This is a genomic window from Billgrantia antri (assembly GCF_017868935.1).
Classification (GTDB): Bacteria; Pseudomonadota; Gammaproteobacteria; order Pseudomonadales; family Halomonadaceae; genus Halomonas; species Halomonas antri.
The window spans coordinates 2,665,497-2,689,946 of the sequence record NZ_CP053383.1 but is presented as its reverse complement, the minus strand read 5'-3'; the positions used below and the strand labels follow the sequence as shown (position 1 = coordinate 2,689,946).

General features: G+C 64.2%; 23 protein-coding genes and 1 pseudogene. 14 read left to right on the top strand and 10 right to left on the bottom strand.

The window, feature by feature from the left end:
- The first annotated feature begins 12 nt into the window (after positions 1-12).
- Complete coding sequence (locus tag HNO53_RS12460) at positions 13-351, top strand: flagellar protein FlhE (RefSeq protein ID WP_209472513.1); 339 nt, start codon at positions 13-15, stop codon at positions 349-351.
- Between the two features lie 54 nt (positions 352-405).
- Positions 406-1,110, top strand: coding sequence for an RNA polymerase sigma factor FliA (locus tag HNO53_RS12455; RefSeq protein ID WP_209472511.1), 705 nt, complete (start codon positions 406-408; stop codon positions 1,108-1,110).
- Here the strand turns inward: HNO53_RS12455 and HNO53_RS12450 are convergent.
- Positions 1,107-2,309, bottom strand: coding sequence for an EAL and HDOD domain-containing protein (locus HNO53_RS12450; protein ID WP_209472509.1), 1,203 nt, complete (start codon positions 2,307-2,309; stop codon positions 1,107-1,109). The genes HNO53_RS12455 and HNO53_RS12450 overlap by 4 nt on opposite strands.
- Before the next feature lie 80 nt (positions 2,310-2,389).
- Complete coding sequence (locus tag HNO53_RS12445) at positions 2,390-3,166, bottom strand: EAL domain-containing protein (protein WP_209472507.1); 777 nt, start codon at positions 3,164-3,166, stop codon at positions 2,390-2,392.
- Positions 3,167-3,477: 311 nt separating this feature from the next.
- Between HNO53_RS12445 and HNO53_RS12440 the strand changes: the two genes are divergently transcribed.
- The 4 genes and pseudogenes from HNO53_RS12440 to HNO53_RS12425 all read left to right on the top strand — a co-directional run bounded on the left by HNO53_RS12440 (position 3,478) and on the right by HNO53_RS12425 (position 7,760).
- Positions 3,478-4,296 (top strand): motility protein A, encoded by an 819-nt coding sequence (locus tag HNO53_RS12440; protein ID WP_209472505.1) that lies wholly within the window; start codon positions 3,478-3,480, stop codon positions 4,294-4,296.
- On the top strand, positions 4,289-4,975 hold the full coding sequence (locus HNO53_RS12435) for an OmpA/MotB family protein (RefSeq protein ID WP_209472503.1): 687 nt from the start codon (positions 4,289-4,291) through the stop codon (positions 4,973-4,975). The genes HNO53_RS12440 and HNO53_RS12435 overlap by 8 nt, the downstream gene beginning before the upstream one ends.
- Positions 4,875-6,920 (top strand): annotated as a pseudogene (locus HNO53_RS21645) (bifunctional diguanylate cyclase/phosphodiesterase); the annotation flags it as partial. The gene HNO53_RS12435 and the pseudogene HNO53_RS21645, both read left to right, overlap by 101 nt.
- Complete coding sequence (locus HNO53_RS12425; protein WP_338034810.1) at positions 6,897-7,760, top strand: putative bifunctional diguanylate cyclase/phosphodiesterase; 864 nt, start codon at positions 6,897-6,899, stop codon at positions 7,758-7,760. The pseudogene HNO53_RS21645 and the gene HNO53_RS12425, both read left to right, overlap by 24 nt.
- A gap of 18 nt (positions 7,761-7,778) precedes the next feature.
- On the opposite strand, the gene argF is transcribed toward HNO53_RS12425, so the two are convergent.
- Complete coding sequence (gene argF / locus HNO53_RS12420) at positions 7,779-8,699, bottom strand: ornithine carbamoyltransferase (RefSeq protein ID WP_209472497.1); 921 nt, start codon at positions 8,697-8,699, stop codon at positions 7,779-7,781.
- Between the two features lie 161 nt (positions 8,700-8,860).
- Here argF and grxD point away from each other — a divergent pair, with 161 nt between their 5' ends.
- Both grxD and HNO53_RS12410 read left to right on the top strand, forming a co-directional pair.
- A complete protein-coding gene (gene grxD / locus HNO53_RS12415) occupies positions 8,861-9,211 on the top strand; it encodes a Grx4 family monothiol glutaredoxin (RefSeq protein ID WP_209472495.1) in 351 nt (116 codons plus the stop codon).
- A gap of 238 nt (positions 9,212-9,449) precedes the next feature.
- Positions 9,450-10,091 carry an HPF/RaiA family ribosome-associated protein gene (locus HNO53_RS12410; protein WP_209472493.1) on the top strand — a complete coding sequence of 214 codons (642 nt, stop codon included), beginning with the start codon at positions 9,450-9,452 and terminating at the stop codon, positions 10,089-10,091.
- Between the two features lie 35 nt (positions 10,092-10,126).
- Here the strand turns inward: HNO53_RS12410 and rnt are convergent, their stop codons facing one another.
- A complete protein-coding gene (gene rnt / locus HNO53_RS12405; protein WP_209472491.1) occupies positions 10,127-10,792 on the bottom strand; it encodes a ribonuclease T in 666 nt (221 codons plus the stop codon).
- Between the two features lie 201 nt (positions 10,793-10,993).
- On the opposite strand from rnt, the gene HNO53_RS12400 reads away from it, so the two are divergent.
- From HNO53_RS12400 to HNO53_RS12390, 3 genes are all read left to right on the top strand, one after another.
- On the top strand, positions 10,994-12,214 hold the full coding sequence (locus HNO53_RS12400) for an argininosuccinate synthase (protein WP_209472489.1): 1,221 nt from the start codon (positions 10,994-10,996) through the stop codon (positions 12,212-12,214).
- A 73-nt stretch (positions 12,215-12,287) separates the two neighbouring features.
- On the top strand, positions 12,288-12,587 hold the full coding sequence (locus HNO53_RS12395; RefSeq protein ID WP_209472487.1) for an HlyU family transcriptional regulator: 300 nt from the start codon (positions 12,288-12,290) through the stop codon (positions 12,585-12,587).
- 126 nt (positions 12,588-12,713) lie between these two features.
- Positions 12,714-13,841, top strand: a complete 1,128-nt coding sequence (locus tag HNO53_RS12390; protein ID WP_209472485.1) for a DUF294 nucleotidyltransferase-like domain-containing protein — start codon at positions 12,714-12,716, stop codon at positions 13,839-13,841.
- A gap of 28 nt (positions 13,842-13,869) precedes the next feature.
- On the opposite strand, the gene HNO53_RS12385 is transcribed toward HNO53_RS12390, so the two are convergent.
- The 6 genes from HNO53_RS12385 to HNO53_RS12360 all read right to left on the bottom strand — a co-directional run bounded on the left by HNO53_RS12385 (position 13,870) and on the right by HNO53_RS12360 (position 20,969).
- Positions 13,870-15,093, bottom strand: coding sequence for an EAL and HDOD domain-containing protein (locus tag HNO53_RS12385; protein ID WP_209472482.1), 1,224 nt, complete (start codon positions 15,091-15,093; stop codon positions 13,870-13,872).
- An 84-nt stretch (positions 15,094-15,177) separates the two neighbouring features.
- On the bottom strand, positions 15,178-17,907 hold the full coding sequence (locus HNO53_RS12380; RefSeq protein WP_209472480.1) for a sensor histidine kinase: 2,730 nt from the start codon (positions 17,905-17,907) through the stop codon (positions 15,178-15,180).
- Between the two features lie 4 nt (positions 17,908-17,911).
- Positions 17,912-18,112 carry a hypothetical protein gene (locus tag HNO53_RS12375; RefSeq protein WP_209472478.1) on the bottom strand — a complete coding sequence of 67 codons (201 nt, stop codon included), beginning with the start codon at positions 18,110-18,112 and terminating at the stop codon, positions 17,912-17,914.
- Entirely contained in the window at positions 18,109-20,172 is a 2,064-nt protein-coding gene (locus HNO53_RS12370; RefSeq protein ID WP_209472476.1) for a 3'-5' exonuclease, read from the bottom strand. The genes HNO53_RS12375 and HNO53_RS12370 overlap by 4 nt, the downstream gene beginning before the upstream one ends.
- Positions 20,172-20,543, bottom strand: coding sequence for a response regulator transcription factor (locus HNO53_RS12365; RefSeq protein WP_209472474.1), 372 nt, complete (start codon positions 20,541-20,543; stop codon positions 20,172-20,174). Before HNO53_RS12365 ends, HNO53_RS12370 begins: the two co-directional genes overlap by 1 nt.
- 138 nt (positions 20,544-20,681) lie before the next feature.
- Positions 20,682-20,969: a hypothetical protein gene (locus tag HNO53_RS12360; protein ID WP_209472472.1), complete on the bottom strand. Its 288-nt coding sequence runs from the start codon at positions 20,967-20,969 to the stop codon at positions 20,682-20,684.
- 272 nt (positions 20,970-21,241) lie between these two features.
- Between HNO53_RS12360 and HNO53_RS12355 the strand changes: the two genes are divergently transcribed.
- The 3 genes from HNO53_RS12355 (at position 21,242) to HNO53_RS12345 (ending at position 24,396) form a co-directional block, all read left to right on the top strand.
- Positions 21,242-22,915, top strand: a complete 1,674-nt coding sequence (locus HNO53_RS12355; protein ID WP_209472470.1) for a carbon starvation CstA family protein — start codon at positions 21,242-21,244, stop codon at positions 22,913-22,915.
- A 17-nt stretch (positions 22,916-22,932) separates the two neighbouring features.
- Complete coding sequence (locus tag HNO53_RS12350) at positions 22,933-23,232, top strand: cory-CC-star protein (protein ID WP_209472467.1); 300 nt, start codon at positions 22,933-22,935, stop codon at positions 23,230-23,232.
- 156 nt (positions 23,233-23,388) lie between these two features.
- The gene (locus tag HNO53_RS12345; RefSeq protein WP_209472465.1) at positions 23,389-24,396 is read left to right on the top strand and encodes an ArsA family ATPase; all 1,008 of its coding nucleotides are present in this window, start codon (positions 23,389-23,391) and stop codon (positions 24,394-24,396) included.
- Positions 24,397-24,450: the final 54 nt, after the last annotated feature.

The following is a 24,450-nucleotide window of genomic DNA, read 5'->3' as shown; positions in this document are numbered from 1 at the left end:
AGTGGCAGTTGGGTGGCCACTGCTCCCTCGCTGCCGGTCGTCACGGCCGATCGGCCGATGTCGTCCGCAGTGTTGCTGCCACCGTCGCCCGAGCTGGCCAGTGGTCAGGTCATGGGACGGGTCGGTTGGCAGTTCCAGCCGCCGGCCGGCAGCGTGGTGAATGCCTGGTTGTGTCATCCAGGAGGCTGCACACGCTTGCCGGCGTCGCGTGGCCAGACCGATGACTTGGCGGGCCTGCCGGCCGACACGCCACTGCATTTTCAGTTTTCACTGCAGGATCGCCGGCAGCGCGCCGCGACCCTGCAGGGGCTGCAGGTGATCGTCAACCACCAATCCCTGCAACGTCCCTGATCCATCGGGCGTGAATCGACGCCCGAGGGAATTGTCAGCCGTGAGAGCAAGCGCATGTACACAGCACGAGGCAAGATCGAACAGGCAGACCTGCTGGAGGAGTACCTGCCGTTGGTTAGGCGTCAGGCGCTCTCCATGCAGGTTCGGCTACCGTCGAGCATCGAGCTCGACGACCTGATCCAGGCCGGCACGGTGGGACTGCTCGAGGCCTTGGGGCGCTTCGATGCGGGCCAGGGAGCCAGCTTTGCCACTTTCGCCAGCCAGCGTATTCGCGGCGCCATGCTCGATGAGTTGCGCAGTCGGGACTGGCTGCCGCGCAGCGTGAGACGCAACGCCCGAGCCGTCGACGAGGCAGTACGGCGTCTGGAGCAGACGCTGGGCCGGCCGGCCGAGGAAACCGAGATCGCCGCCGAACTCGACATGGGCCTGGAGGAGTATCGCCAGTTGCTCAGCGATACCAACAGCGGGCACCTGCTGCCCTTCGAGGCGTTGATGGCCGAGGGCATCGAGCCCGGGATCGAAGATGCCTCGATCGACACGCCCTACCGCATGCTCATCGACGAAGAGAAGCGCCAGCAGCTGGCCGAGGGGATCGAAGCGCTTCCCGAGCGCGAGAAGCTGCTGATGGCGCTGTACTACCAGGAGGAGCTCAACCTCAAGGAGATCGGCGTCGTACTCGGCGTGACCGAGTCGCGGGTATGCCAACTGCACAGTCAGGCGGTGAGCCGGCTCCGGGCGCGCCTGACCGATCACGGTTAAAGATTTTCCATCAGCGCCTTGGTGCTTCCCAGGGCGTTCATGTAGCAAGCATGGAGCCGGTCGGCCGGCACGTCGTCGATGGCTTCCTCGACCTGACGCTCGTGGTTCTCGCACAGTGTCAGCACGGCGCCCAGGGGGCCGGCCCGGTGTCGCAGGGCGTCGATGATCGGCTGCCCCAGCGGCAAGTGCTCGAGCAGAGTGTTGCGGTCCTCCTCCAGCAGCGCATCCATCATCGAGAACAGGCCGGTGGTGAAGGCATCCTCGGGGTCGAGGGCAGGAAAGGGGGCCGCCAGGTTGCGGCACATGAAGGCGCGGATCAGCGCCATGCGCAGTACGATACGCGATGTGGGCTGCAGGCTGGCGAGCGTCAGGGTCAGGATCAGCCGGCGAAGTTCGATCAGGCCCAGCAGCTGTACCGCGCGGTGCAGATCGACCTCCTTGCCGCCACGATGGAAGTAGCTCGAGTTGGCCCGACGCAGGATGGCCACGTGCAGGTGGGGCACCTGCACGACCAGCTCGTGAAGGCGGTTGAGGTCGTGGTTGTCCTCGTAGAGGGCGCGGATCAGGCGGATCTGCGCGGCACGATTGCCGTGACGACCCCGTGGGGCCGAGGCAATGAAGCTGGGTTTGGCGAGGTAGCGGCCATGATAGTAGTCGCAGCCCATCGCCTGGTAGCGCTCCAGCTCGTCGCGGCTGTCGAGATTTTCGACCAGCAGCTTGATGTTGCGCCCGGGAAGTCGCTCCAGGGTCTCGTCGGCGAGATCCTGGGGTGAAGAGAGCACGATGATGTCGCAGCGCTCGAGCATCGCTTCCGGGTCCTGCTTGAACAGGCGTGACGGGACGATGACCCGGTAGCCGCGCTCACGGATATCATCAAGGCGTACGAGCAGCTCGGCATCGACCGTGTGCGTCTCGGCAATGCCAAGCGCCAGGCGTGGTGCCGGCGTCGGCAGCAGTTCGGGGCGCTCCAGCCACTCCAGGGGCAGGTCGACGAACAGCGTCCTGTCGCCCAGCAGGCCGCCGTCGCCGAGTTCGTAGACGGCACTGGCCAGCGCCCTGGCCGTGGCGGCCATGACGTCCTCGGCTTCGGTATCGGTGTGCCGGGTATAGACCAGACGATCCGCAACGTGATGATGGCTGGCGTCGTGGATCGGGTGGAGAGCGACGGTGAAAGGATCGGTGTCCCTTTGCTCAGGCATGCTGCTTGGCTCCGTGCTGAGTGTGATGCACTCGGACATTCTCAATGGTGGCTGATAGGCTCGTGATCGAATCGTTTGTGCTAGACAGCCCGTTGCAATGCCACGAGCGTCGGCTCGAGGCCATGGGTCAGGCTTTCGAGGCCGGGGCGGGCAAAGAAGAAGCCTTGCTGCTGGAAAATGCCGCTGCGGGCCAGCCACAACGCTTCCGCCTGCGTCTCGACGCCTTCGGCCACCAGGCCGATATCCAGCTCCCCGGCGAGGTTGACGATGGCACGCAGGATGGCTTGACGGCGGGTGTCGCTTTCGCAGTTCATCACCAGGGTGCGATCGATCTTGAGTCGGTCGGGGTGCAGCTCGACCAGCAGGTCGAGGTTGGCGAAACCGTTGCCGAAGTCATCCAGGGCGGTCAGGAAGCCCGTTTTGCGGTAGGCCTCGATGATGCTGCGCAGATGCTGCTGGTCCTGCACCCTCTCGCTTTCGGTCACCTCGAATATCAGCCGCTGAAGCGGCCAGCCGACCTGCTCGGAAATCGCCAGCGTTGCCTGGATACAGGCCATCGGTTCGTAAACCGCGTTGGGCAGAAAGTTGATCGACAGGGTCTCGCGCATGCCGAGACGACTGGCAAGTTCGATGGCACGGATGCGACACGCCTGGTCGAAGCGATAGAGCAGCCGGGGGGTGACCTGGGCCAGAATGCTGGCTGCCGACTCGCCGGCCGGCCCTCTCACCAGTGCTTCGTAAGTGGTGATGCGGGCCGAGGCGAGGTCGACGATCGGTTGGAAGGCCATGGTGAACGCGAACGGCAGCGGCCCCTCGCAGCGTTCGCAATGTCCTTCCTTCTCGGCGCATCGTGGCATGACTACTCCTGTTTGGCCGCGGTTGGCCAACGGATGGTTCCCCGGCGCGGCTTGGTCGCCGCCGGAATCGCTCGCTGGCAAGGCGCAGGCCAGTGGCCTGCACCATCCTCCATGACAGGCCTGACCGCAGGACCTGTTGCCGACAAGGATCTCATGACTGTCGTATCGGCCGTTATCGAGGAAACTTTAGCGTCTTGCGGAAAGATTGACCTGGATCAACTGACTGCAGGCATTTTCCGATTTCGGCTAAAGTGCCTATGCCCACGGCCGATATCTTTCCCTAGACTCGCCCCGTATTTTCAGGAGCTTGCATGAACCCGTCTACCATCATCGGTATGTTCGCCAGCATCGTTCTGCTGGTCAGCGTGCTGTTCTTTACCGCCGAGTCGCCGCAGAGCTTCATCAACCTGCCGGGCCTAGCCATCGTACTGGCCGGGACCATGGCGGCTACCTTCATCAGCTATCCACTGCGGGAGGTGCTGCGTGTGGTGCGCCTGGTGGGCCTGGTGTTCCGCCGGGAGAACACCTACATGCGCGACGACATCAAGGAGCTGGTGGACATCTCGCGGCTGTGGTTCAAGGGCGACGTGCGGGCAGTCGAGGCGGCCCTGGAGAAGGCACGCAATCCCTTCCTGCGCACCGGCATCCAACTGGTCATCGCCAATACCAAGGAGGAGGAGATCTTCGACCTGCTGCGCTGGCGCATCGCCCGGCTCAAGGCGCGCGAGCACGCCGAAGCCCAGATCTTTCGCACCATGGCCACCTATGCGCCGGCCTTCGGCATGATTGGCACCCTGGTCGGGCTGGTCAACATGCTCGAAGTGATGGAGTCGGGCGACTTGCACGTCATCGGCCCGCGGATGGCCGTGGCCCTGCTGACGACCTTCTACGGCATTCTGCTGGCCAACCTCGTGTTCAAGCCCATCGCCGTGAAGCTAGAGCGGCGTACCGAGGAGCGCCTGATCGCCATGAACATGGTGCTCGAAGGCATTTCACTGATCACCAAGCGTCGTCTGCCCTCGTTCATCGAAGAAACCCTGCACTCCTTCGTCGTCAACTATCACGACGAGATTCGCGACCCGGAAGTGGCCAAGCGCGACGACCCAGACGGACAGGCACAGAATGCTTGATCGCAGCACGCGTGACATGTTGCAGCCGCCCGCCGTCGATGCGGCGGAGGGCGAAGGCTGGCTGGTGAGCTATCTGGACGTGCTGACGCTGCTCATCACATTGTTCGTGCTGCTGCTCTCGCTGGCCGGCAACGGCCTGGCGATAAAGGGTAGCCAGCATGGCGGCGAAGTGACCGCCGTAGTTTCGCCTCAGGCCGAAGCTGCCGCCCGCATGGTGGCCGGGGCGGGGCTTCTGCCGCGCCACGATGGTATTGAGCCGCGCTTCCCCGGGCTCGAGATCGAAGGGGTGAGCGTGCTGGAGGACCAGCAAGGCATTACCCTGCGTATCGACGACAACCTGCTGTTCGACAGCGGTCAGGCCATTCTCACGGGGCAGGGACGTGAAGTGCTGGGCCGGTTGCGCGAAGTGCTCGTGTCATTCGAGGGGGACATCTCCGTGGAAGGGCACACCGACAGCATCCCCATTGCCAGTTTCCGCTTCCCGTCGAACTGGGAACTCTCCTCCGGACGGGCCATCGCCGTATTGCGCTATCTGGCCGAGCTGGGCGTACCGGCCGAGCGGCTGCGGGCGGTGGGCTATGCCGAGACGCGCCCATTGGGCAGCAACGAAACCCCTGAGGGGCGTGCCGCCAATCGTCGAGTCGAGCTGCTGCTGCATCAGGAAGCTGAGAGCCCTTAGGCTGCCCACCGTCGGCAATCCCATCATCTACCGTATACGACGAGGACGCTGGATAATGTCTCGTGGAACAGGTCAGGAGCGGCTGCCGTTCATAGGCTCGCTGGCCTGCCAGGCCTCGCTCCTGTACGGCGTCGTGATGGTGAGTCTGCTGGCTCTGATGATGTGGGTCCTGAAAGACCGACATGATCACGAATTGGCGGCAGAGCGTGACAATGCCCTGGCACATGCTGAGCTAATCGCCGAATGGGCATCGTCCGCCTTTACCAGGACCGACGACACTCTGAGTGGGCTGGCCAATCTCTTTAGCCTATCTCTGGACGCGGAGAGTGAGAACTCCCTTTCCAACGCCTTTGCCAGTCTCCTGGCGCAGCGTCAGCGAAGCCTTCCGTTTCTGGAAAGCCTGGGCATCCTCAGCCATACCGGCGTGCCGCTCTACACGACTCGGGCACAGGACTTCAGCGGCGTCGATAATGAGGAGCGTGCCTTTATCAGGCGCTTTCTGCAGAATCAAGAAAAGGTTAAGTCCGCCGTCTACTGGAACCCAGGCGTGACTGGGCATCGCATGCTCTACCTGAGGCGCATGTTCGATGCCGAGGGGCTCTTCACCGGCGTCGCTGCGGCCCATCTCGATCTGCTCTACTTTGCTCACGAACTGCAAGCGATACAGCTGGCACCGGGGGAAAGCGTTACCTTTCTCGATGATGAGCTGCGCCTCATTGCCAGGCGACCGGGACTGGAAGGGGTCTCCGTTACCCAGGCGTTGGGTTTGCGCATCGAGACGCCGGAGGTCGCCGAGCTGCTGCAAGGTGACGACAGCCGTGCGGCAATCATCGCCTCCCCGCTGGACGGCGAGCGGAGGCTGTTCGGCATGGGGCGGGTCGAAGGGCTGCCGTTCGCGGTTGTCGTGGGGCACAGTCTGTCGCACGCCCTGGCCGGCTGGCGAGACAAGGTGGTGCTGCTCATGCTCGGGTGGCTGGTCGTGGCGGTACTCGGCGGTGTCCTGCTACGTCACTACCTGCGTCTCAAGCGTACCGAGACGGAGCTTTTGACCAGCGAGAAGCGCCTGCATCACCTGAATCAATCGCTGCAGGCGGAACTCGATATTGCGGCGCTGGCCTTCGATACTCACTTGGGGATGTTCATCACCGACGCCAGCGGTGCCATTTGCAAGGTCAATTCCACGTTCGAGGCAATCACCGGGTATCGGGCAGAAGACGTCTTGGGAAAGAACCCGCGCCTACTGAATTCGGGTCGCCACGATGCCGACTTCTACCGAGGCATGTGGCGCAACATTCATGAGCAGGGCAGCTGGCAAGGCGAGGTCTGGAACCGTCGCCAGAACGGCGAAATCTACCCCCAGTGGCTCACCATCAGTGCCGTCAGGAATGACATGGGCAAGCCCAGCCACTATGTCGCCACGCTGACCGATATTTCGCTGCGCCGAGCTGCCGAGCAGGAGGCCCATCGCCTGGCCTTCTATGATCCGCTCACCGGCCTGCCCAATCGGCGCATGCTGCTGGAGCGGCTGGCCCAGGCCCTGCAGGCAGGCGAACAACAGGAGCGACAGGGTGCGTTGGTATTCATTGACCTCGATGGTTTCAAGCACATCAACGACTCGCTCGGCCATCAAGCGGGTGACGATCTGCTGCGGCTCATGTCCCGTCGTCTCGTCGACGTCAGCGGCACTGCCGAGCTGGTGGCGCGTCTCGGCGGCGACGAATTCGTAATCCTGGCCGAAGACCTGTGAGACACCATCGAGGCGGCTTCGCGGCGCGCAGAAAGGCTGGCGACTCGCGTGTTGGGGATGGTGGCCGAGCCCTGCTGGCTCGGTAAGCGACGCCATCTGCTGTCGGGCAGCGTCGGGATCACGCTGCTTTGCGATGGCGCTGACGATGCCGAAGCCTGTCTACAACAGGCCGAGATGGCGATGTACCAGGCAAAGCATGCCGGCCGCAATACCTGGCGGTTCTTCGATCCAACCATGCAGGCGGTGGCGGTGCGGCGAGCCCTGCTCGAGAGCGAGCTGCGCCAGGCGGTGCCACGCGACCAACTGCGGCTGCATTACCAGATCCAGGTCGACCGGCATGCACGCGTGACCGGGGTCGAGGCGCTGCTGCGCTGGGAGCATCCTGAGTACGGCATGGTACCGCCTGGCGATTTCATTACCATCGCCGAGGAGAGCTACCTGATCGTGACGATCGGTGACTGGGTACTGGAGCAAGCCTGTCATCAGCTCGCTGACTGGGCCCGTGAGACGCGGACCGCGGGCCTGGGCATGGCCGTCAACATCAGTCCGATGCAATTCCAGCAGCCCGATTTCGTGACTCGCCTCGAAGCGATTCTAGCCGCGTCTGGCGCGTCCCCCGAGCGTCTCAAGCTGGAGCTGACCGAGAACCTGTTCATGGACGAACCCGATGCCGTACGCGAGACCATGCTGCGCATCAAGGCGCTAGGGGTGCGCTTCTCGCTGGACGACTTCGGTACAGGCTACTCGTCGCTCAGTTACCTGAATCGACTACCACTCGATCAGCTCAAGATCGACCAGTCCTTCGTGCGGCCGCTGTTCGCAGATGACGTCAACAGAGTGATCTGCGCTTCGATCATCGATCTCGGTCGTAACCTGGGATTGGAAGTGATTGCCGAGGGGGTGGAGACCCAGGCCCATCACGACTGGCTGGAAGAGCAAGGCTGCCACGCCTTTCAAGGGTATTGGCTCGGTCGCCCCCAGCCATTGGCGGAGCTGGAGCGGCAGCTGAACGAGCCGGTCTGCATCGCCGGGGAGTGAACCCGGCGATGCGCAGGCTCAATGGTCGACGCGACCCAGCAGCAGAAACTCGATCAGCGCCTTCTGTGCATGCAGGCGATTGCCGGCTTCCTGCCACACCACCGCACGCGGGTCGTCGAGCAGCGTCTCACTGATTTCCTCGCCGCGATGCGCGGGCAGGCAATGCAGGAACAGTACGTCGGGCTTGGCGCGGTCCAGCATGGCTTCGCTGACCTGGAAGCCGGCGAAGTCTGCCTCGCGCTTGGCTTGCTCCTCCTCCTGGCCCATCGAGGCCCACACGTCGGTGGTGACCAGATCGGCGCCAACCACGGCCTCGTCTGGATCGCGCATCAGGGTGATACGATCGCCGGCGGCCTCGAGGATGTCCTGGCGCGGCTCGTAGCCCTCGGGGCAGCAAACGCGCAGTTGGAAGTCGAACTGGCGGGCGGCATTGATCCAGGAATGACACATATTGTTGCCGTCGCCGATCCATACTGCCGTACGTCCGCGCACGCTGCCGCGCAGCTCGGTCCAGGTCATCACGTCGGCCAGCAGCTGGCAGGGATGGTAGTCGTCGGAGAGCGCGTTGATCACCGGCACCGTGCTGGAGCCGGCATAGGTCTCGAGGCCGGCATGGGAAAAGGTGCGGATCATCACGATGTCGACCATCTCCGCCAGTACTCGGGCCGTATCCTCGATCGGCTCGCCGCGACCGAGCTGAGTATCCCGCGGCGAGAGGAACAGCGCATGGCCGCCGAAGTGGGCCATGGCCGTCTCGAACGAGACCCGGGTGCGCGTCGAAGATTTCTCGAAGATCATCGCCAGCGTGCGGTTGGTGAACGGGGCATAGGTCGGGCCCTGGGCACGCAGGCGGTTCTTGATCGTGATGGCGCGCTGGATGAGGTAGTGCAGCTCTTCTGGGCTCAGGTCCAGCAGGGTCAGGAAATGGCGTGTCGCCATGGCGAACTCTCCGCGCGAAAAAACCACCATCCTATCCAGCTGGCGGGGGATGCGCAATTCGCCCGTCATCAGTAGAATGAGGGCAAAGAGAGAAAGGCCGAGTGCGGCACTCGGGTATCGGCCCGGCAGCCTCGGCATTCACGATCCAACACGGAGCGCACATGAGCACTACCCTCGAGAACATCCAGCGCCAGATCAGCGAGAACCCGATCCTGATCTACATGAAGGGCACACCTCAGCTGCCCCAGTGCGGTTTTTCCGCCCAGACGGTCCAGGCCCTGATGTCCTGCGGCGAGCGTTTCGCCTTCGTCAACGTGCTCGACAACCCGGACATCCGCGCCGAGCTGCCGAAGTATGCCAACTGGCCTACCTTCCCTCAGCTGTGGGTCGAGGGCGAGCTGGTGGGTGGTTGCGACATCGTCGGCGAGCTGCACCAGAGCGGTGAGCTGGAGAAGTTGATCAAGGACGCGGCGGCACGTGCCAAGGCCAAGGAGGAGGGTGGCGACGCCTGAGCCCGCTCCCGTCCGCCCCTCACAAGGCCCGCGAACGCTCGTTCGCGGGCCTTGTGCCTTCCTGGGGGCGGGCAAGGGTGAAGTGACCTGTGTTGCGTGAGGTAACGTTGGGAAACCAAATGGTCGAACGGAGTCGATTGAAATCTCCCGTGCCTGCTACCACGCTAGCGGTTGACGGCCAAATGGAGACAGGCATCGAGGAACCGGTAGCGGTTTCCTTGTTCGGCAGGGAGGTAACATGCAGACGCCCTTGGAAATTACCTATCAGCACGTGTCGCGCTCCGCATGGATCGACGAATACGTCAGATCGCGGGTGGAGAAGCTGGAGCAATTCAGCCGCGACATCGTCTCTTGTCGCGTCACCATCGAACAGACGCAGAACCCCCACAGGACGGGCAATCCCTATCGTGCCCTGGTCGAGGTTTCCCTGCCAGCCAAGGGGGAACTCGTGGCCGAGAAGAGCGACAAGGTGACCGATCCGCAGGTTCAGTTGCGCCCGATCATTCGCCATGCCTTCGAAGCGATGGAGAAGCAGCTCAAGAAGCAGACGGCGAAGCGCGATGGCAAGGTCAAGCAGCACAACGACGAGCCGATCCCGCCGGTGGCCACCGTGGTGCGTCTGTTCGAGAAGGATGGCTACGGCTTTCTCAAGAGCCTCAGCGGGGAGGAGTTCTACTTTCACCAGAACGCGGTGTTGCACGGGGACTTCGACCGGCTGACCGTGGGTACCCGGGTGCGCTTCGAACCCGACGAAGGCGAAAAAGGGCTGCATGCCAGCACAGTGCAGATCCTCGACAAGCCTGGCGTTGGCGGCTCGCCGGGCGAGGACGATCTCGACATGCCCGCCGGCTGGGAGCAGGAGACCGGCACTCGCCACTGAACTTGCCGCTGACGGAGACTTGACCGTCGTTCTGCCTAGATATCTTCCAGGCCCTGCTCGCGCTGCGCCAACGCCCAGCCGCCCAGATCCTTGTAGCGGTTGACGATGGCGCAGAACAGCTCCGCGGTTCGCTCGGTGTCGTAGCGCGCCGAGTGGGCTTCCTGGTTGTCGAAGGGGATGCCCGCCGCGCGGCACGCGCGAGCCAGTACCGTCTGGCCGTATACCAGGCCCGACAGGCTGGCGGTGTCGAAGCTGGAGAAGGGGTGGAAGGGGTTGCGCTTGATGCCGCAGCGATTGACCGCGGCATTGAGGAAGCCGTGATCGAAGGCGGCGTTGTGGCCCACCAGCACGGCGCGGGTGCAGCCGTAGGACTTGATCGCCTTGCGTACCGGGCGGAAGATTTCGCCCAGCGCTTCTGCCTCGGAGAGGGCGACGCGCTGACGTAGCGGGTCGTCGAGCTTGATGCCGGTGAAGTCCAGCGCCGACTGCTCGACGTTGGCCCCCGTGAAGGGTTGCACGTGATAGGCGTAGGTCGCATCGGGCATCAGATTGCCCTCCGCGTCCATGGTCAGCGTCACGGCGGCGATTTCGAGAATGGCGTCGCGCTCCGCGTTGAAACCGCCGGTTTCCAGATCGACCACCACCGGCAGAAAACTGCGAAACCGCTGCGCCATCATGTCGCGAGTGATCGCCTCGCTCATGCGCTTCTCCTCATCATGTGCCTCTCACTGTCGTAAATCGGGGACGGCTCCTTGCCGACGGGCCATTGCCGCGGCCAGGCCGAATCTCATGGGCGAAAAGTCTAACAGCTTGGCCGTGATACGTCCCGCCGCCGGTATTCGCCGGGCGGCAGCCACGCTATACTGAGCGCCTTGAGACGTCTACCTCAGAGGAGCCCCCGAATGTCCGATGTCAAGAAGGTCGTGCTTGCCTACTCCGGCGGCCTGGACACGTCCGTGATCGTCAAGTGGTTACAGGAAACCTATAACTGCGAGGTCGTGACCTTTACCGCCGACATCGGTCAGGGCGAGGAAGTGGAGCCCGCGCGCGCCAAGGCCCAGGCCCTGGGCGTGAAGGAGATCTACATCGAGGATCTGCGCGAAGAGTTCGTGCGCGACTACGTCTACCCCATGTTCCGCGCCAACACCATCTACGAAGGTGAGTACCTGCTCGGCACCTCCATTGCCCGCCCGCTGATCGCCAAGCGCCTGATCGAGATCGCCAACGAGACCGGCGCCGACGCGATTTCCCACGGCGCCACCGGCAAGGGCAACGACCAGGTACGCTTCGAGATGGGCGCCTATGCGCTCAAGCCAGGCGTCAAGGTGATCGCACCGTGGCGCGAGTGGGATCTCACCTCCCGCGAGAAGCTGATGGCCTACTGCGAGCAGCACGAGATTCCGGTCGACTTCTCCAAGAGCAAGAAGAAGTCGCCGTACTCCATGGACGCCAACCTGCTGCACATCTCCTACGAGGGCGGCATCCTCGAGGATCCGTGGGCCGAAGCCGAGGAAGACATGTGGCGCTGGAGCGTATCGCCGGAAGCCGCACCCGACGCTCCCACCTACGTCGAACTGACCTACGAGCGTGGCGACATCGTGGCCATCGACGGCAAGCCGATGAAGCCCCACGAAGTGCTCGAGACCCTCAACAAGCTGGGTGGCGACAACGGCATCGGCCGTCTCGACATCGTCGAGAACCGCTACGTCGGCATGAAATCCCGCGGCTGCTACGAGACCCCGGGGGGCACCATCATGCTGCGTGCCCACCGCGCCATCGAGTCGATCACTCTCGACCGTGAGGAAGCCCACCTCAAGGACGAGCTGATGCCCAAGTACGCCAAGGTGATCTACAACGGCTACTGGTGGAGCCCCGAGCGCCGTATGCTGCAGGCCGCCATCGACGAGACCCAGAAGAACGTCTCCGGCGTGGTGCGCATGAAGCTCTATAAGGGCAGCGCCACCGTGGTGGGCCGCAAGTCCGAACAGTCGCTGTTCGACGAGTCCATCGCCACCTTCGAGGACGATGCCGGCGCCTACAACCAGAAGGATGCCGAGGGCTTCATCAAGCTCAATGCCCTGCGGTTGCGCATTGCGGCCGGTAAGGGCCGCCAGCAGAGCTGAGCCTGCCGCGGTGTGTTATGACAGCGCCGGTCCAGTGGGCCGGCGCTCTCGTCTCCAGGCATGAGGGTGAAATATGTTAAAGAAACTCTTGGGCGGGCTGTTCGGCAATGGCGAAGCCAAGCCGGGCAATGCCAAGGCCGCCGAGCCGGTGGAATACAACGGCTACCAGATCGTCTCGGAGCCGGCCGAGCAGGGTGGTCAGTACCGTGTCAGCGGCTGGATTCGCAAGCCGGGCGCCGATGGCGAGACCTTGGAACACCGCTTCGAGCGCTCCGACCTGGTTCCGGGGCGGGAGGCCTGCGATCAGTTGATGGTGAGCAAGGCGCAGCGCTACATCGACCAGATCGGCGACGACATGTTCCGGTCGCGCTGACGATGTAGGGGCGTTACGCAAGCGTGTTCGCGGTCCGGCCCGGTGAGCGTCATCCCTTGGCCCAAGTGTCTCCGCCTCCCGAGTCTGGTTACACTCGGCTGACGTGGGTATGCAACGGGAGACGATATGCAATTGCTGCATCGGGCCTCACCCTGGCGCACGCTTTTTGCCGGCGATGGCCTGCCGGAGCCGACCACGCTGCTGGCCCCGCTGTGCGAAGCGCTGGGCGAACTGGGGCCTGAAGCCGATCTGGCCACCGCCCACGCCTGGCAGCCGCGGCTGGTCGAGGCACTGCAGCGGCTCGACCTGCCCGCCTGGCGTATCAGCCAGCTGATCAGCGACCACAACGACCAACTCTATCGCCGCGCCATTCAGCTCTCGCTCAATGAGATGCAGGGGCAGGGGTGGGGCAGTCCGCCGGTCGCGTTCTGCGTGCTGACGCTGGGTTCGGCCGGCCGCCACGAAAGCCTGCTAGCCCCCGATCAGGACAACGCCATGATCATCGCCGACTATCCGGATGCTCGCCATACCGAGGTCGACGGCTTCTTCCAGGCGCTGGGGGAGCGCTTCACTGCGCGCCTCGATGAGGCAGGGATCCCGCTGTGTCACGGCAATGTGATGGCACGCTGGCCGATGTGGCGCAAGCGTCTCTCGGAGTGGTGCGAGCAACTCTCGCTGTGGACCCGCGACAGGCGGGTTAAGCGTGTCCAGCAGAGCAATATCCTGCTCGATTTTCATCCGGTCTTCGGCGACGCCAGCTTGGCCGAGGCGCTGGCCGAGCATGTCACCGGACTCATGCCGCGGGCCGGCCTGTTCCTCGATGAAATGGCGCAACTGCTCGATGAGCTACCCGTGGCGCTGGACCGCTTCGGGCGGCTCGCCGGAAGCGTCGAAGAGGCGCCTCATATGAATGCCCTCGATCTCAAGCGGCAGGGTCTGCTGCCGCTGGTCAATGCCGTTCGCCTGCTGTCGCTGCGTCATGGCGTCAGGGTGCCCGATACGCGCCGCAGGCTGTCGACGCTGGTGCTGAAGGAGGTGCTCCCGGCGCGACAGGCCAGAGCGGGAATAGCGGCAATGAATCGCCTGCAGGAGCGGCTGCTCGTGGTACAGCAGGCCAACCTCAAGGCCGGAGGAGCCGTCGATGGCTGGGTCGACGTGGCCAGGCTGGAGGACGACCAGCGTCTAATGCTGCGCCACGATATGCAGACCATTCGCCGTCTGGTCAGGCTTGCCCAAGGGCGGGCGGGCGCATAGCCCATGTCGCCCAACGCGGCACTTGCCGTCAGGTCGACGACGAGAGTGCGCTCAGGAGTTCGTAGGCCTGATGGTGAGCCTGATGATAGATATCGAGCAAGCGAGCGTTCTCCTCGCTGGCCTTCAGGCCCAACATGGCGACTTGTCGCTCGGTGCCTTCGATACGCAGCAGCAGGTTTCCGTAGGCCCCTTCCCGGCGCAGTATCGCATCGCTGGTGGCCACATCGAGCGCCAGGCAGCCGAGAAACTCTTCGTGCGGCACTCCCAGCAAGAGCTCGGCCGTCGACAGCAGGCCAATGAAATAGGCATCCTGGGTGTTCAGCCGGTCTCGCTGAGCCAGCATTTCGCAGGCCTTGGCGCGGGTCAGCGCCAGTTCTGCATGCTCCGAGGTAGTGTTGCCGAGCAGTCCGAACAGCGTTACCCAGCTCGTGAGCTGTCTCAAGCCGAGGCGGATCACGACGTCCTGGATCGATCCGATGGGGGAGTGTGGCCGATAGTAGGCGCTGTTGGCGATGCGGATCAGCTTGATGGCGAGATCCGGGTCGGACTCGATGAGGCGAATGACTTCGCCCATATCCGGCTCGCCGCGGCAGAGTTCCCGAAGTAGGCGAGTCGCCTGCAGCGTCGTAGGGGGAATCTTCTTGCCGTACACCGGTGCCGGCCGAGCATAGAAGTAGCCCTGGAACAGCTCGAATCCCAGCTCGAGGTAGGCGTCACGCTCCTCTCGGGTTTCGACACGCTCGGCGATCCACTTCGCCTCGAGATGGGCAAAGTGCTCGCGCTTCGCTTCCACCTCCTCCCATGGCATCGTCTGGATGTCGACCTTGATGTACGACGCCATGGGCAGCAGCGGATCCCACGCCGGGGCGAAGGCGAAGTCATCCAGTGCAAAGCGGTAGCCCTGTCGATGGAGGCGACGCACCGCCTCTACCAGCGCAGGGGTAGGGGCTATCCGCTCGACCAGTTCGATGACTACGTGTTCAGGAGAAACCGGCAGGAAGTGGCGTGACAGCAACAGTTCGGTGGAGACGTTGATGAAGGCCGGTGCCTGATAATGCACGGCCCTCAGCGAGATGGCCGTACACAGCTGATACACCACTTCTGCGGTGGCCTGAACCTCGCCCACGTCCAGTGCGCTCAGGCCCTGGTCGTTGCGATAAAGCAGCTCGACCCCGTGAACCTTGTCCGCACGATCGAAGATTGGCTGCGAAGCCAGCAAGAGGTGGTCTGCACTACCCGGTCCCTGCGCCATGCCTTGTCCCTCGTCTCTTCCTCCTTGCCATATCGGCACAGATGGAGAATTTCTTTAACTCAGGTTAACGCGGGGCGTTGTCCCTCAAGGGGCGCTGGGCAGTTCCATGATCAGGCAGGCGCCGTGCAGCGTCGGCGCCTCGTCGACCCACAGCCGCCCGCCAAGGTGAGCGACGATGCCGCGGCTGATCGGCAGGCCCAACCCGCTGCCGCGAGGGCGACCGCGGGCCTTGCCGCTGGTGGTGCCAAACCGCTTGACCTGATGGAACTTCTCGAAGACCCGCTCGCGCTCATCGGGGGCGATCCCCGGGCCATTGTCCTCGACGCTGAGTCGGAAGTTCTGCTTGTAGCGTGCCAGATGAAGGCGCACGTGGGGATCCTCGTCGGCGGCGAACTTGCCGGCGTTGTCGAGCAGGTTGATGATCACCTGCTCCAGGCGGTCGGGGTCGCCGATGACAGGCGCCTCGTCGAGCTCCAGGTCGACGTCCAGCGCAACACCGCGATCCTCCTGCAGCCGGTGCACCGCATCCACGCTGTGGCGGACCAGGGCCACCAGATCGAGCCGCTGAGGGTTGAGCGTCAGACGGCCGCTCTCCAGGCGCGCCAGATCGAGGATCTCCTCGATCAGACGTGAGAGCCGCTGGCTTTCGAGCACCACCACTTCGAGAAAGTGGACGCGTTTTTCCTCCGGTAGCTCCCGATTGTCGCGCAGTATCTCGGCAAAGGCACGGATCGAGGTGAGCGGTGTGCGTAGCTCATGACTGACCATGGCGACGAATTCGTCCTTGAGTCGGTCGAGTTCTCGCAGGCGTTCATTGGCGGCCCGCAACTCCTCTCCAATACGCGCCAATTCGTTGGACTTCTGCTCCAGGCGACGGTTGTACTCCAGCGTCTGCGAGGTAGTGTCGAGAATGCTGAGAATGGCTTCCAGGTCCAGTGCCTCGCCGCGTACCACCGAGTTGATCAGCACCCGCGCCGACGCGCTGCCCAGGGCGCCCGACAGAGCCTTCTCGGCGCGGGCAATTAGTGCCGGCGGAGCCGGCGTCTCGTCGGCATGACTATCGTGCGTTTCGTATAGGATCCGCGCCGTGGCGCCGGCGCCCAGGTAGCGGTTGAGCAGGCTCTTGAGCTCGCCGCGGGTGGTCTGGCCGCGCCATAGCGAGGTGTGCTGAAGCCCCGGATTCATGGCTTCGGTGAACAGGGCGGCCTGGGTCTGTTCCACCGGGCTCTGACGTGTGAACAGAGATACACCGATCAGCAGGCCGGCATTGGCCAGCAGGCTCCACAGCAGGGCGTGACTATAGATGTCGAAGCCTTCCAGGCCGAACAGCGCATAAGGCCGCAGCCACGGCAGACCCAACAGGCCCTGCTCGAGAAAGGTGGGGTCGAGCCAGCCCGACTGAGCGAAGCCCGGCAGCAGCAGGGTATAGCACCAGGTGAGAAAGCCGGCGAGCAACCCCAGGGTCGCCCCGGCCCGGGTCGCCCCGCGCCAGTACATGCCGATCAGCATGGCCGGGGCGAACTGGGCCGCGCCGACGAACGACACCAGGCCGATGGTCACCAGGCTGTAGGAGTCGCCGATCAGGGCGTGGTAGAGGTAGCCCAGCAGCAGGATCAGCACGATCGCCACACGGCGGATGCCCAGCAGCCAACCGGCCAGCTCACCCTGGGAACTGAGGTGAAGGCGTTTGGAGCGCAGCAGCAGGGGCATCATCAATTGGTTGCTGACCATGGTGGAAAGCGCAATGGTCTCGACGATCACCATGCCGGTCGCTGCCGATAGCCCACCGATGAAGACCAGCAGCGGTATGCCCTCGACACCGGCGGAGAGCGGCAGGGTGAGCACGAAGCTGTCGGGATCGCTGTTGCCCATCGGCAGCAGCAGACCGGCCATGGCGATGGGAATCACGAACAGGTTGATCGCTACCAGATAGAGCGGGAACAGCCAGCTGGCGCGGCGCAGGTGACGCTCGTCGACGTTCTCTACCACCAGTACCTGGAACTGGCGCGGCAGTGTCAGGAAGGCGAGAAAGGCGAGCGCCAGGGTGCCGACCCAGCCGATGGCGCCACCGGGGACCGCGTCGAGGCTCAGCGCGCCGGCCAGCTCTGGCGAGTCGGCTACTTGGCGGAACAGGTCCCCCGGCCCGTTGAACAGCACGAAGGTGACGAAGATGCCGACGGTGAGAAATGCCACCAGCTTGACCAGCGATTCGAAGGCGATGGCTGCCACCATGCCTTCGTGGCGCTCGCTGGCATCCAGGTGGCGGGTACCGAACAGGATAATGAACACGGCCAGCACCAGCGCCACCCAGAACGACTTGTCGGTCCAGAAGCTCTCCTCGGCGAGGCGAAACTCCGTCGCTTCGGGATAGTTGACCAGCACCGCATGGCTGAGGGTGATCGCCTTGAGCTGGAGGGCGATGTAAGGCGTGATGCCGATCAGTGCGATGAGGGCTACCAGTGCACCGAGGCTGGAGCTCTTGCCGTATCGTGCGCTGATGAAGTCGGCGATGGAGGTGATGCGCTGGGTGCTGGCGATACGCACCATCTTGCGGATCAGCAGCGGCGCCATGAGCATGGCGATCGTCGGCCCCAGGTAGATCAGCAGGAAGCTGGGACCGTAAACCGCCGCTCGACCCACGCTGCCGTAGAAGGTCCAGGCGGTACAGTAAACGGCGATCGAAAGGGCATACACGGTGGGCGAGCCTATCACCGAGCGGCCCTGTTCGGCGCGCCGGTCGCCCCAGGCAGCGATCACGAACAGCAGCGCCAGATAGCCGAAGGCGACCGCCAGTACGACCGGGTCGGCTCTCATTATGTCAGCTTTCCTCCTGCCGGTGCTCCATCAGCCAGGCGGCGAGGCCGATGACCAGCAGCCAGGCCGCGAACAGGTAGAGCGGCAGCCAGGACGGGCCGGCACCGGGCGGTCGATCGAAGATCAGCACCAGTGGCGGCGAGAAGAGCAGGGCCGCCAGACCGATCAGGGCAACCAGTCGAGCCTGTGGGCCGGCGCTGTTCATGTGCAGGCGTCCTCCCGATCGAAGGCAGTGGCCTGCAGGGCTAGCGCCTGCTCCAGGGTCTCGATGCCGCGCGCCTCGAGGCGCGGCATCAACGCCAGCCACAGTTCGGCAGTCACGCGTGCATCGCCGAGTGCCGTATGACGAGTCCCCGGGGGGAAGCTTAGGTCGTAGCGCTCGGCGAGCGTATCCAGGTCGTGCCCGTCCAGGCTCTCGTCGAGCGCCCGTGAGAGCAGCAGCGTATCGAGTACCGGCATGTCCAGGGCCGTACCGCTGCCGGTGGGCTGCAATGCCAGCAGATCGAAGGCGGCATTGTGGGCGAGAATCACGGCATCGCCGATATAGTCGCGAAAGCGCGGCAGGATCACCGGCAGCGGTGGGGCACCGGCGACCTCGCTGTCGGTGATGCCGTGAATCGCGGTACTGGCGGGCGGTATCGGCTTGCCGGGATCGACTCGCGCATCGAAGGTGTCACTGGCCAATAGCCGCCCGTTGACGATGCGACAGGCACCGATACTGATGACGGTATCGCCCCTACGCAGTTCGAGCCCGGTGGTCTCGGTATCGAAGGCAACGATCTCCAGTGCGCGCAAGGAGCGCCGGGCCAGCTCGGCATCCGGTGGCGGCAGGTCGGCGATGCCGAAATCGTGGAACTCGGGACGCGGCGGCAGCTGGCTGGGCGGTGCGCCGACACGATCCATGGCAGGCAGTGGCAGGCGCAGGCGAGCGTGCTGCCCATCGCCGTCCGCCAGGCTCCAGGCATCGCTGGCGTGCTGGCGCAGCAGGTCGCCAACCCGCGGTGAGAGTGGCAGCATCTCGAGTCGCTGCTCGCACCATGCCGCCAGCTCCCGCTGCGGCAACGGTTTGCCGGGCCAGATCAAGTCGAGGTAGACGCGGCGATTGCCAAGCAGGATCTCGCCTTCGAAATGGCGGGTGCTGGCATGCTGGCTCAGCCGCTCCAGTAGAGTCGCAAGCATGACCAGCAACGCCGGAGCATCGCCCTTGAACCAGGCGGGCATGCCGATGGGAAGCACCTCGATGGAGCGGTCTCCAAGCCGCTCATTGAGCGACTGCCAGAGATCGTTCGACCACAGGGGGACCAACCGTTCGCCCTGTTGCTGCATGTCCTCGATCAAGCGTCCGAGATTCTCGATCTCGTTGCCCAGTGCATGGCTCTCCTCGTCGATCACCGCCTCCAGGCGCTGGCGCAGCGTGTCGTCGATATGCCTGGCATGGCGTACACTGCCCAGCGCTTCGGCGGCGCTGGCGAGGCTGGCGCCGTGGCGGCGCAACGGTCCCATGTGCTGGGTCAGGCCGGCGCGGGCTCCCATCTCGCTGGTCCAGGCCGCGGTGGCATCGGTCAGGGTCAGCAGCGTTTCGCCGTTGCTCTGGGGTACCCGGCGCATCACCATGTGCAGCCAGCGTTCGTCGCAGGGGATCAGCAGTTCGCGTGGTGCGCCATCTGCCGGCAGTTTCCCCAGGGCTTCCTGAAGGCTCGATATGGGCAGCAGCGCCTCCAGGCGTTTACCCAGCCCGAGCCCGGTGTGCGCCTCGAACAGCTTCTCGGCGGCCTGGTTGAACAATAATATCCGGCGGTGGTGGTCGCAGAGCAGCAGTGGCGTGTCGAGTACCTGCAGCAGCGTCTCGAGCTCCTGGCGGATGCGAGCCGCGCTGCGCGCGCCTTCGGCGTGCGCGGTGGCCAGGCGCTGACGATCGCCACGCCAGGCCTCCCGTACCCTTACCAGATCCGGCCCCAGGCCGCGCAACCAGCCTTCGGGAGGGTAGTCCTCGCGGGCATCCGGGTTGGCCACCAGGCGAGCCAGCTGCACCTGCAGATGGCGCAACGGGGTGAACAACATGCGCTCAAGCAGCAGGCCGACAAGAAAGATGGTGCCGCCGCCTGAGAAGCAGCCGAGCCACAGTACCACTCTGGCGACGCCCTGGGGCTGGTACAAGCTGTCGAGCCAGGCGGCGAAGAGCGCACCCCCCAGCAGGCTGATGCCGCTGAGCAGCAACCACAGGCCGATCAGGCGCTGGCGCTTGGGCAGCTTGCCTCCCTTCATCAGGCATCCTCGGCGAGCAGGGCCTTTACCTTCTCGACCAGAGCCTGGGTCGAGAAAGGCTTGGTCACGTAATCGTCGGCACCCAGGGCCAGCCCCTTTTCACGCTCCACTTCGCGACCATGGGCGGTGAGCATGATGATCGGCAGCCTGGCGTGTCGGTCGTCTTGACGCAGTTGCTCCAGTACATCGAAGCCGCTTATCCCCGGCAGGCTGATATCGAGGAGGATCAGGTCGGGAGCGGCGTGCTCGACCTTGGCCAGGGCGCCTTCGCCATCTTCGGCCGTCTCTACCTCGAAGCCGGCCTGCTGCATAAGGAATTCCAGCGACAGGACGATGTTAGGCTCATCGTCCACCACCAGCACCTTGGCCATGCATGACTCCTTGAAGCGTCTTTGTATCTTGTTGATTGTCAGTCTAGTGCGCACGGCTTCGGCGGCAAAGGCGACCTTGGCACAAGGCGTCCGTGGCGGTGTGTTCGTAGCTGTGTGAAACGGGCTGGCAGCAAGCGCTCAGCGCGGTTCGTCGCCGTTCCTCTCGAGCGCTCGCCACTTGGGTCCCAGTGGGCCGAGCCACAGCCATACCTGCAGCAGAACCAGCATGGGCAGCAGCCAGGCGGGCGCGCCGGTGGTACGGCTCAGCACGTGGAATATCACGTAGGCGGTAACGCCGGCCGCCAGACCCACCAGGGAGAAGGTAAAGGCGCGCGTCCGGCCCGGCTGGCGGGTGACACGGAACAGCAGGCCGAGGAAGGCACCGAAGGCACCGGCCATGGCGAGTTGTAACAGGGTCGCTTGCATGCAGGCTCTCGTCGCGTGGTGGTGGCTGCTATCCGGCAGGGTAACGTGGCCCAGGCCCTGGAGCTGTAAGACCTTGGGTCAAGCCTGACGGAACGCCTCACCGGGGTGAGGTGCTGAAGACGCTTTCGATCCATTCCGAGTGGTGGACTTGTCACTTTACGCTGCCCATCCTTGGTGATCAGGGTGACGCACCCTGCCGGACCTTGCGCTTCGCAATATCAGTGAAGCGACGAGAATGACAAGGAATCTTCCTCAAAAAGGAGCTGACTCGAATGAGTGCTATCGTCCTGCTGGTTCTGGGTCTTGCGGGGATGGCCGCGGGGTATTTCCTCTACTCCCGCTTCATCGCCGCAAAGATCTATCGCCTCGATCCCGAGTTCAGAACGCCGGCCCATGAATACGAGGATGGCGTCGATTTCGTGCCGACCAATCGCTATGTCCTGTGGGGTCACCACTTCACCTCGGTGGCCGGTGCTGCGCCAATCGTCGGGCCGGCCATCGCGGTCATCTGGGGCTGGTTGCCGGCCTTCCTGTGGGTCGTGCTCGGCACCGTGTTCTTCGCTGGCGTGCACGATTCAGGCGCCATTTGGGCCAGCGTACGCAACAAGGCCAAGTCGGTCGGCGCCTTGACCGGCGATGTGGTCGGTGCGCGTGCTCGCAGCATCTTCATGATCGTCATCTTCCTCGTCCTGCTGATGGTCAATGCCGTGTTCGCGGTGGTCATCGCGGGATTGATGATGAAATTCTCCAGCGCCGTCGTGCCGGTGTGGGGTGCCATTCTCGTGGCACTGATCATCGGTCAGCTGATCTATCGGCGCATCCTCAGCCTGCCGGTGGTGTCGATCCTCGGCGTCATTGCGCTCTATGCACTGATCCTTATCGGCCCATCGGTGCCGATCCAGATGCCGACCGAGGTGGCTGGCTTCTCCGGCAATGCGGTGTGGATCCTGATTCTGTTCGGCTATGCGGCGATTGCCTCCATGCTGCCGGTCTGGGTGCTGCTGCAGCCGCGTGACTACATCAACGGCCTGCAGCTGTTCATCGGATTGATCGTGCTCTACGGTGCGATCGTACTGCTGAACCCCAGCGTGGTGGCGCCGATGGTCAACGACGACCTGCCGGCGGGCACCCCATCCATGCTGCCGCTGTTGTTCGTCACCATCGCCTGCGGCGCCATTTCCGGCTTTCACGGTCTCGTCTCCTCCGGTACCACCTCCAAGCAACTCAACAAGGAAACCGATGCCCGCTTCGTGGGTTACTTCGGCGCGGTGGGCGAGGGCATGCTGGCACTCGCGGCCATCCTTGCCGCCACCGCCGGCTTTGCCACCTTTGCCGATTGGCAGGCAGTGTATACCGCCTTTGGTGCCGGCGGCGTCAACGCCTTCGTCGAGGGCGGAGCCTACATGATCCACAACGGCCTGGGCTTGCCCGAAGCAACCGCGGCAACGCTGCTCACGGTAATGGCGGCGCTGTTCGCCGGTACGACCATGGATACCGGCCTGCGACTGCAGCGCTACATATTCCAGGAATGGGGCGAGATCTATCAGCAGCAGTGGATGACCAGGAACGTACCGGCGACGCTGCTGGCCGTGGGTAGCTGCCTGCTGCTCGCCTTTGGCGCCGGTGGTGCCGACGGTACCGGCGGCATGATCATCTGGCCGCTGTTCGGTACGACCAACCAACTGCTGGCGGGGCTGACCCTGTTGGTGGTCACGGTAATGCTGGTGCGCCAACGCCGGCCGATGTGGTACACCCTGGCGCCGCTGTGCTTCCTGCTGGTGATGACCATCGCTGCGCTGCTCATTCAACTGCGTACCTTCTTCAACGAGGGCAATTATTTCCTGCTGTTCGTGGATATCGTGGTATTGATCGCCGCCATCCTGGTGGCCATGGAGTGCGCATCGGCGCTTAAGCGCTCCCGCGCGGAAATGGTCAGGCAGGAATGAAACGAGGAGGCAAGCCCATGAGCGACGACGGTGATACTCAGGATTCTCGTCGCGAGCGGCTTCGGGCCTGGCTGAGCCAGGCCCGGTTTGCCGCCGAGGAGTTCTACAGCGCCCGCTATCGTGGCGCCATCGCCCGTGCCCGGCGCGACGAGGACGACCTGTTCATGCTGCTGGTGTTCTCCGAGATGATGGGCGTGCCCAACCCGGCCGCCTACTACACCCTGGAACTGCAGCCGCTGCTGCTCGAGCGCTTCCACGAGTGGCACCGACGCATGGGGATGGAGCGCTCGCCGCTGGACCATTTCCGATGCTGCTAAAGACCGGGCCTCGAACGCGCGGCGCCGGGGACAGGCCGTAGCGGGGGTCTTCTTCCAGGGATGGAAGTAGCAGCGCCCAGGGAAGGGTTTACGGCGCCCCCGCATAGGCCTGTCGCCGGATTAGCCGCGGAGCTTGCATCCCAACTAGGACGTGACGTGAAACAGTTACTCGACAAACGCCTGCTCTGGGTGGGCGGCAAGGGCGGCGTGGGCAAGACCACGGTGGCCGCCTCGCTGGCCGTGCTGGCCGCGCGCCGCGAACGCCGCGTGCTGGTCGTCTCCACCGACCCGGCCCACAGCCTCGGTGACGCTTTCGACCGTGAACTGCACGATGCGCCGCGACGTCTGCTGCCCAACCTGGACGCCATGGAGATCGACCCGGATGCCGAGGTCGAGGCGCACCTGACTCGGGTGACCGAGCAGATGCGCCGGTATGCCGCGCCGGAGATGATGGCCGAGCTGGAGCGCCAGATGCGCCTGACGCGCCAGTCGCCGGGTACCCAGGAAGCCGCCCTGCTGGAGCGGCTGTCGCGCATCGTCACCGATGATGTGGGGTCCTACGACCTGGTGATCTTCGATACCGCGCCGACGGGGCACACCTTGCGCCTGCTGACCCTGCCTGAAGCCATGGCGGCCTGGACCGATGGCCTGTTGGCGCACAATCGAAAGTCCGAGGAGCTGGGCAAGGTGCTCTCGCACCTGACGCCCAAGCGTGGCCGCGACGTGGCCACGCCCTTCGACGACCCGCAGGAAGACCCCTTGAGCGATCTCGACGAGCGTACTCGAGGCGTAGCACGGACGCTGATGGAGCGCCGTCGGCTGTTCCACCGCGCCCGGCGGCGCATCGAGAACGCCGAAGAAACCGGCTTCCTGTTCGTGATGACTCCCGAGCGGCTGCCGATTCTCGAGACGGTGCGTGCCGTGCAGGCCCTCGAAGCGGCCAAGGTGCCGGTGGCCGGCGCCGTGGTCAACCGGGTGATTCCCGCCGATGCCGACGGTGAGTTCCTGCGTGCCAGGCGCGCGCAGGAAGCCAGCTACCTGAGGCGCATCGACGAGCAACTCGCGCACTTGCCACGGCTGCGGCTGCCGTTGCTGCCGAGCGACATATTGGGTCTACCGGCCCTCGAGGCGCTCGCCGATCGTCTCGAAGGCCTGGGATTCTGAAGCGGCCCCCACGCCGATCGGCCATTGCTGTACGGCAATGGTCAAATGCAGGGC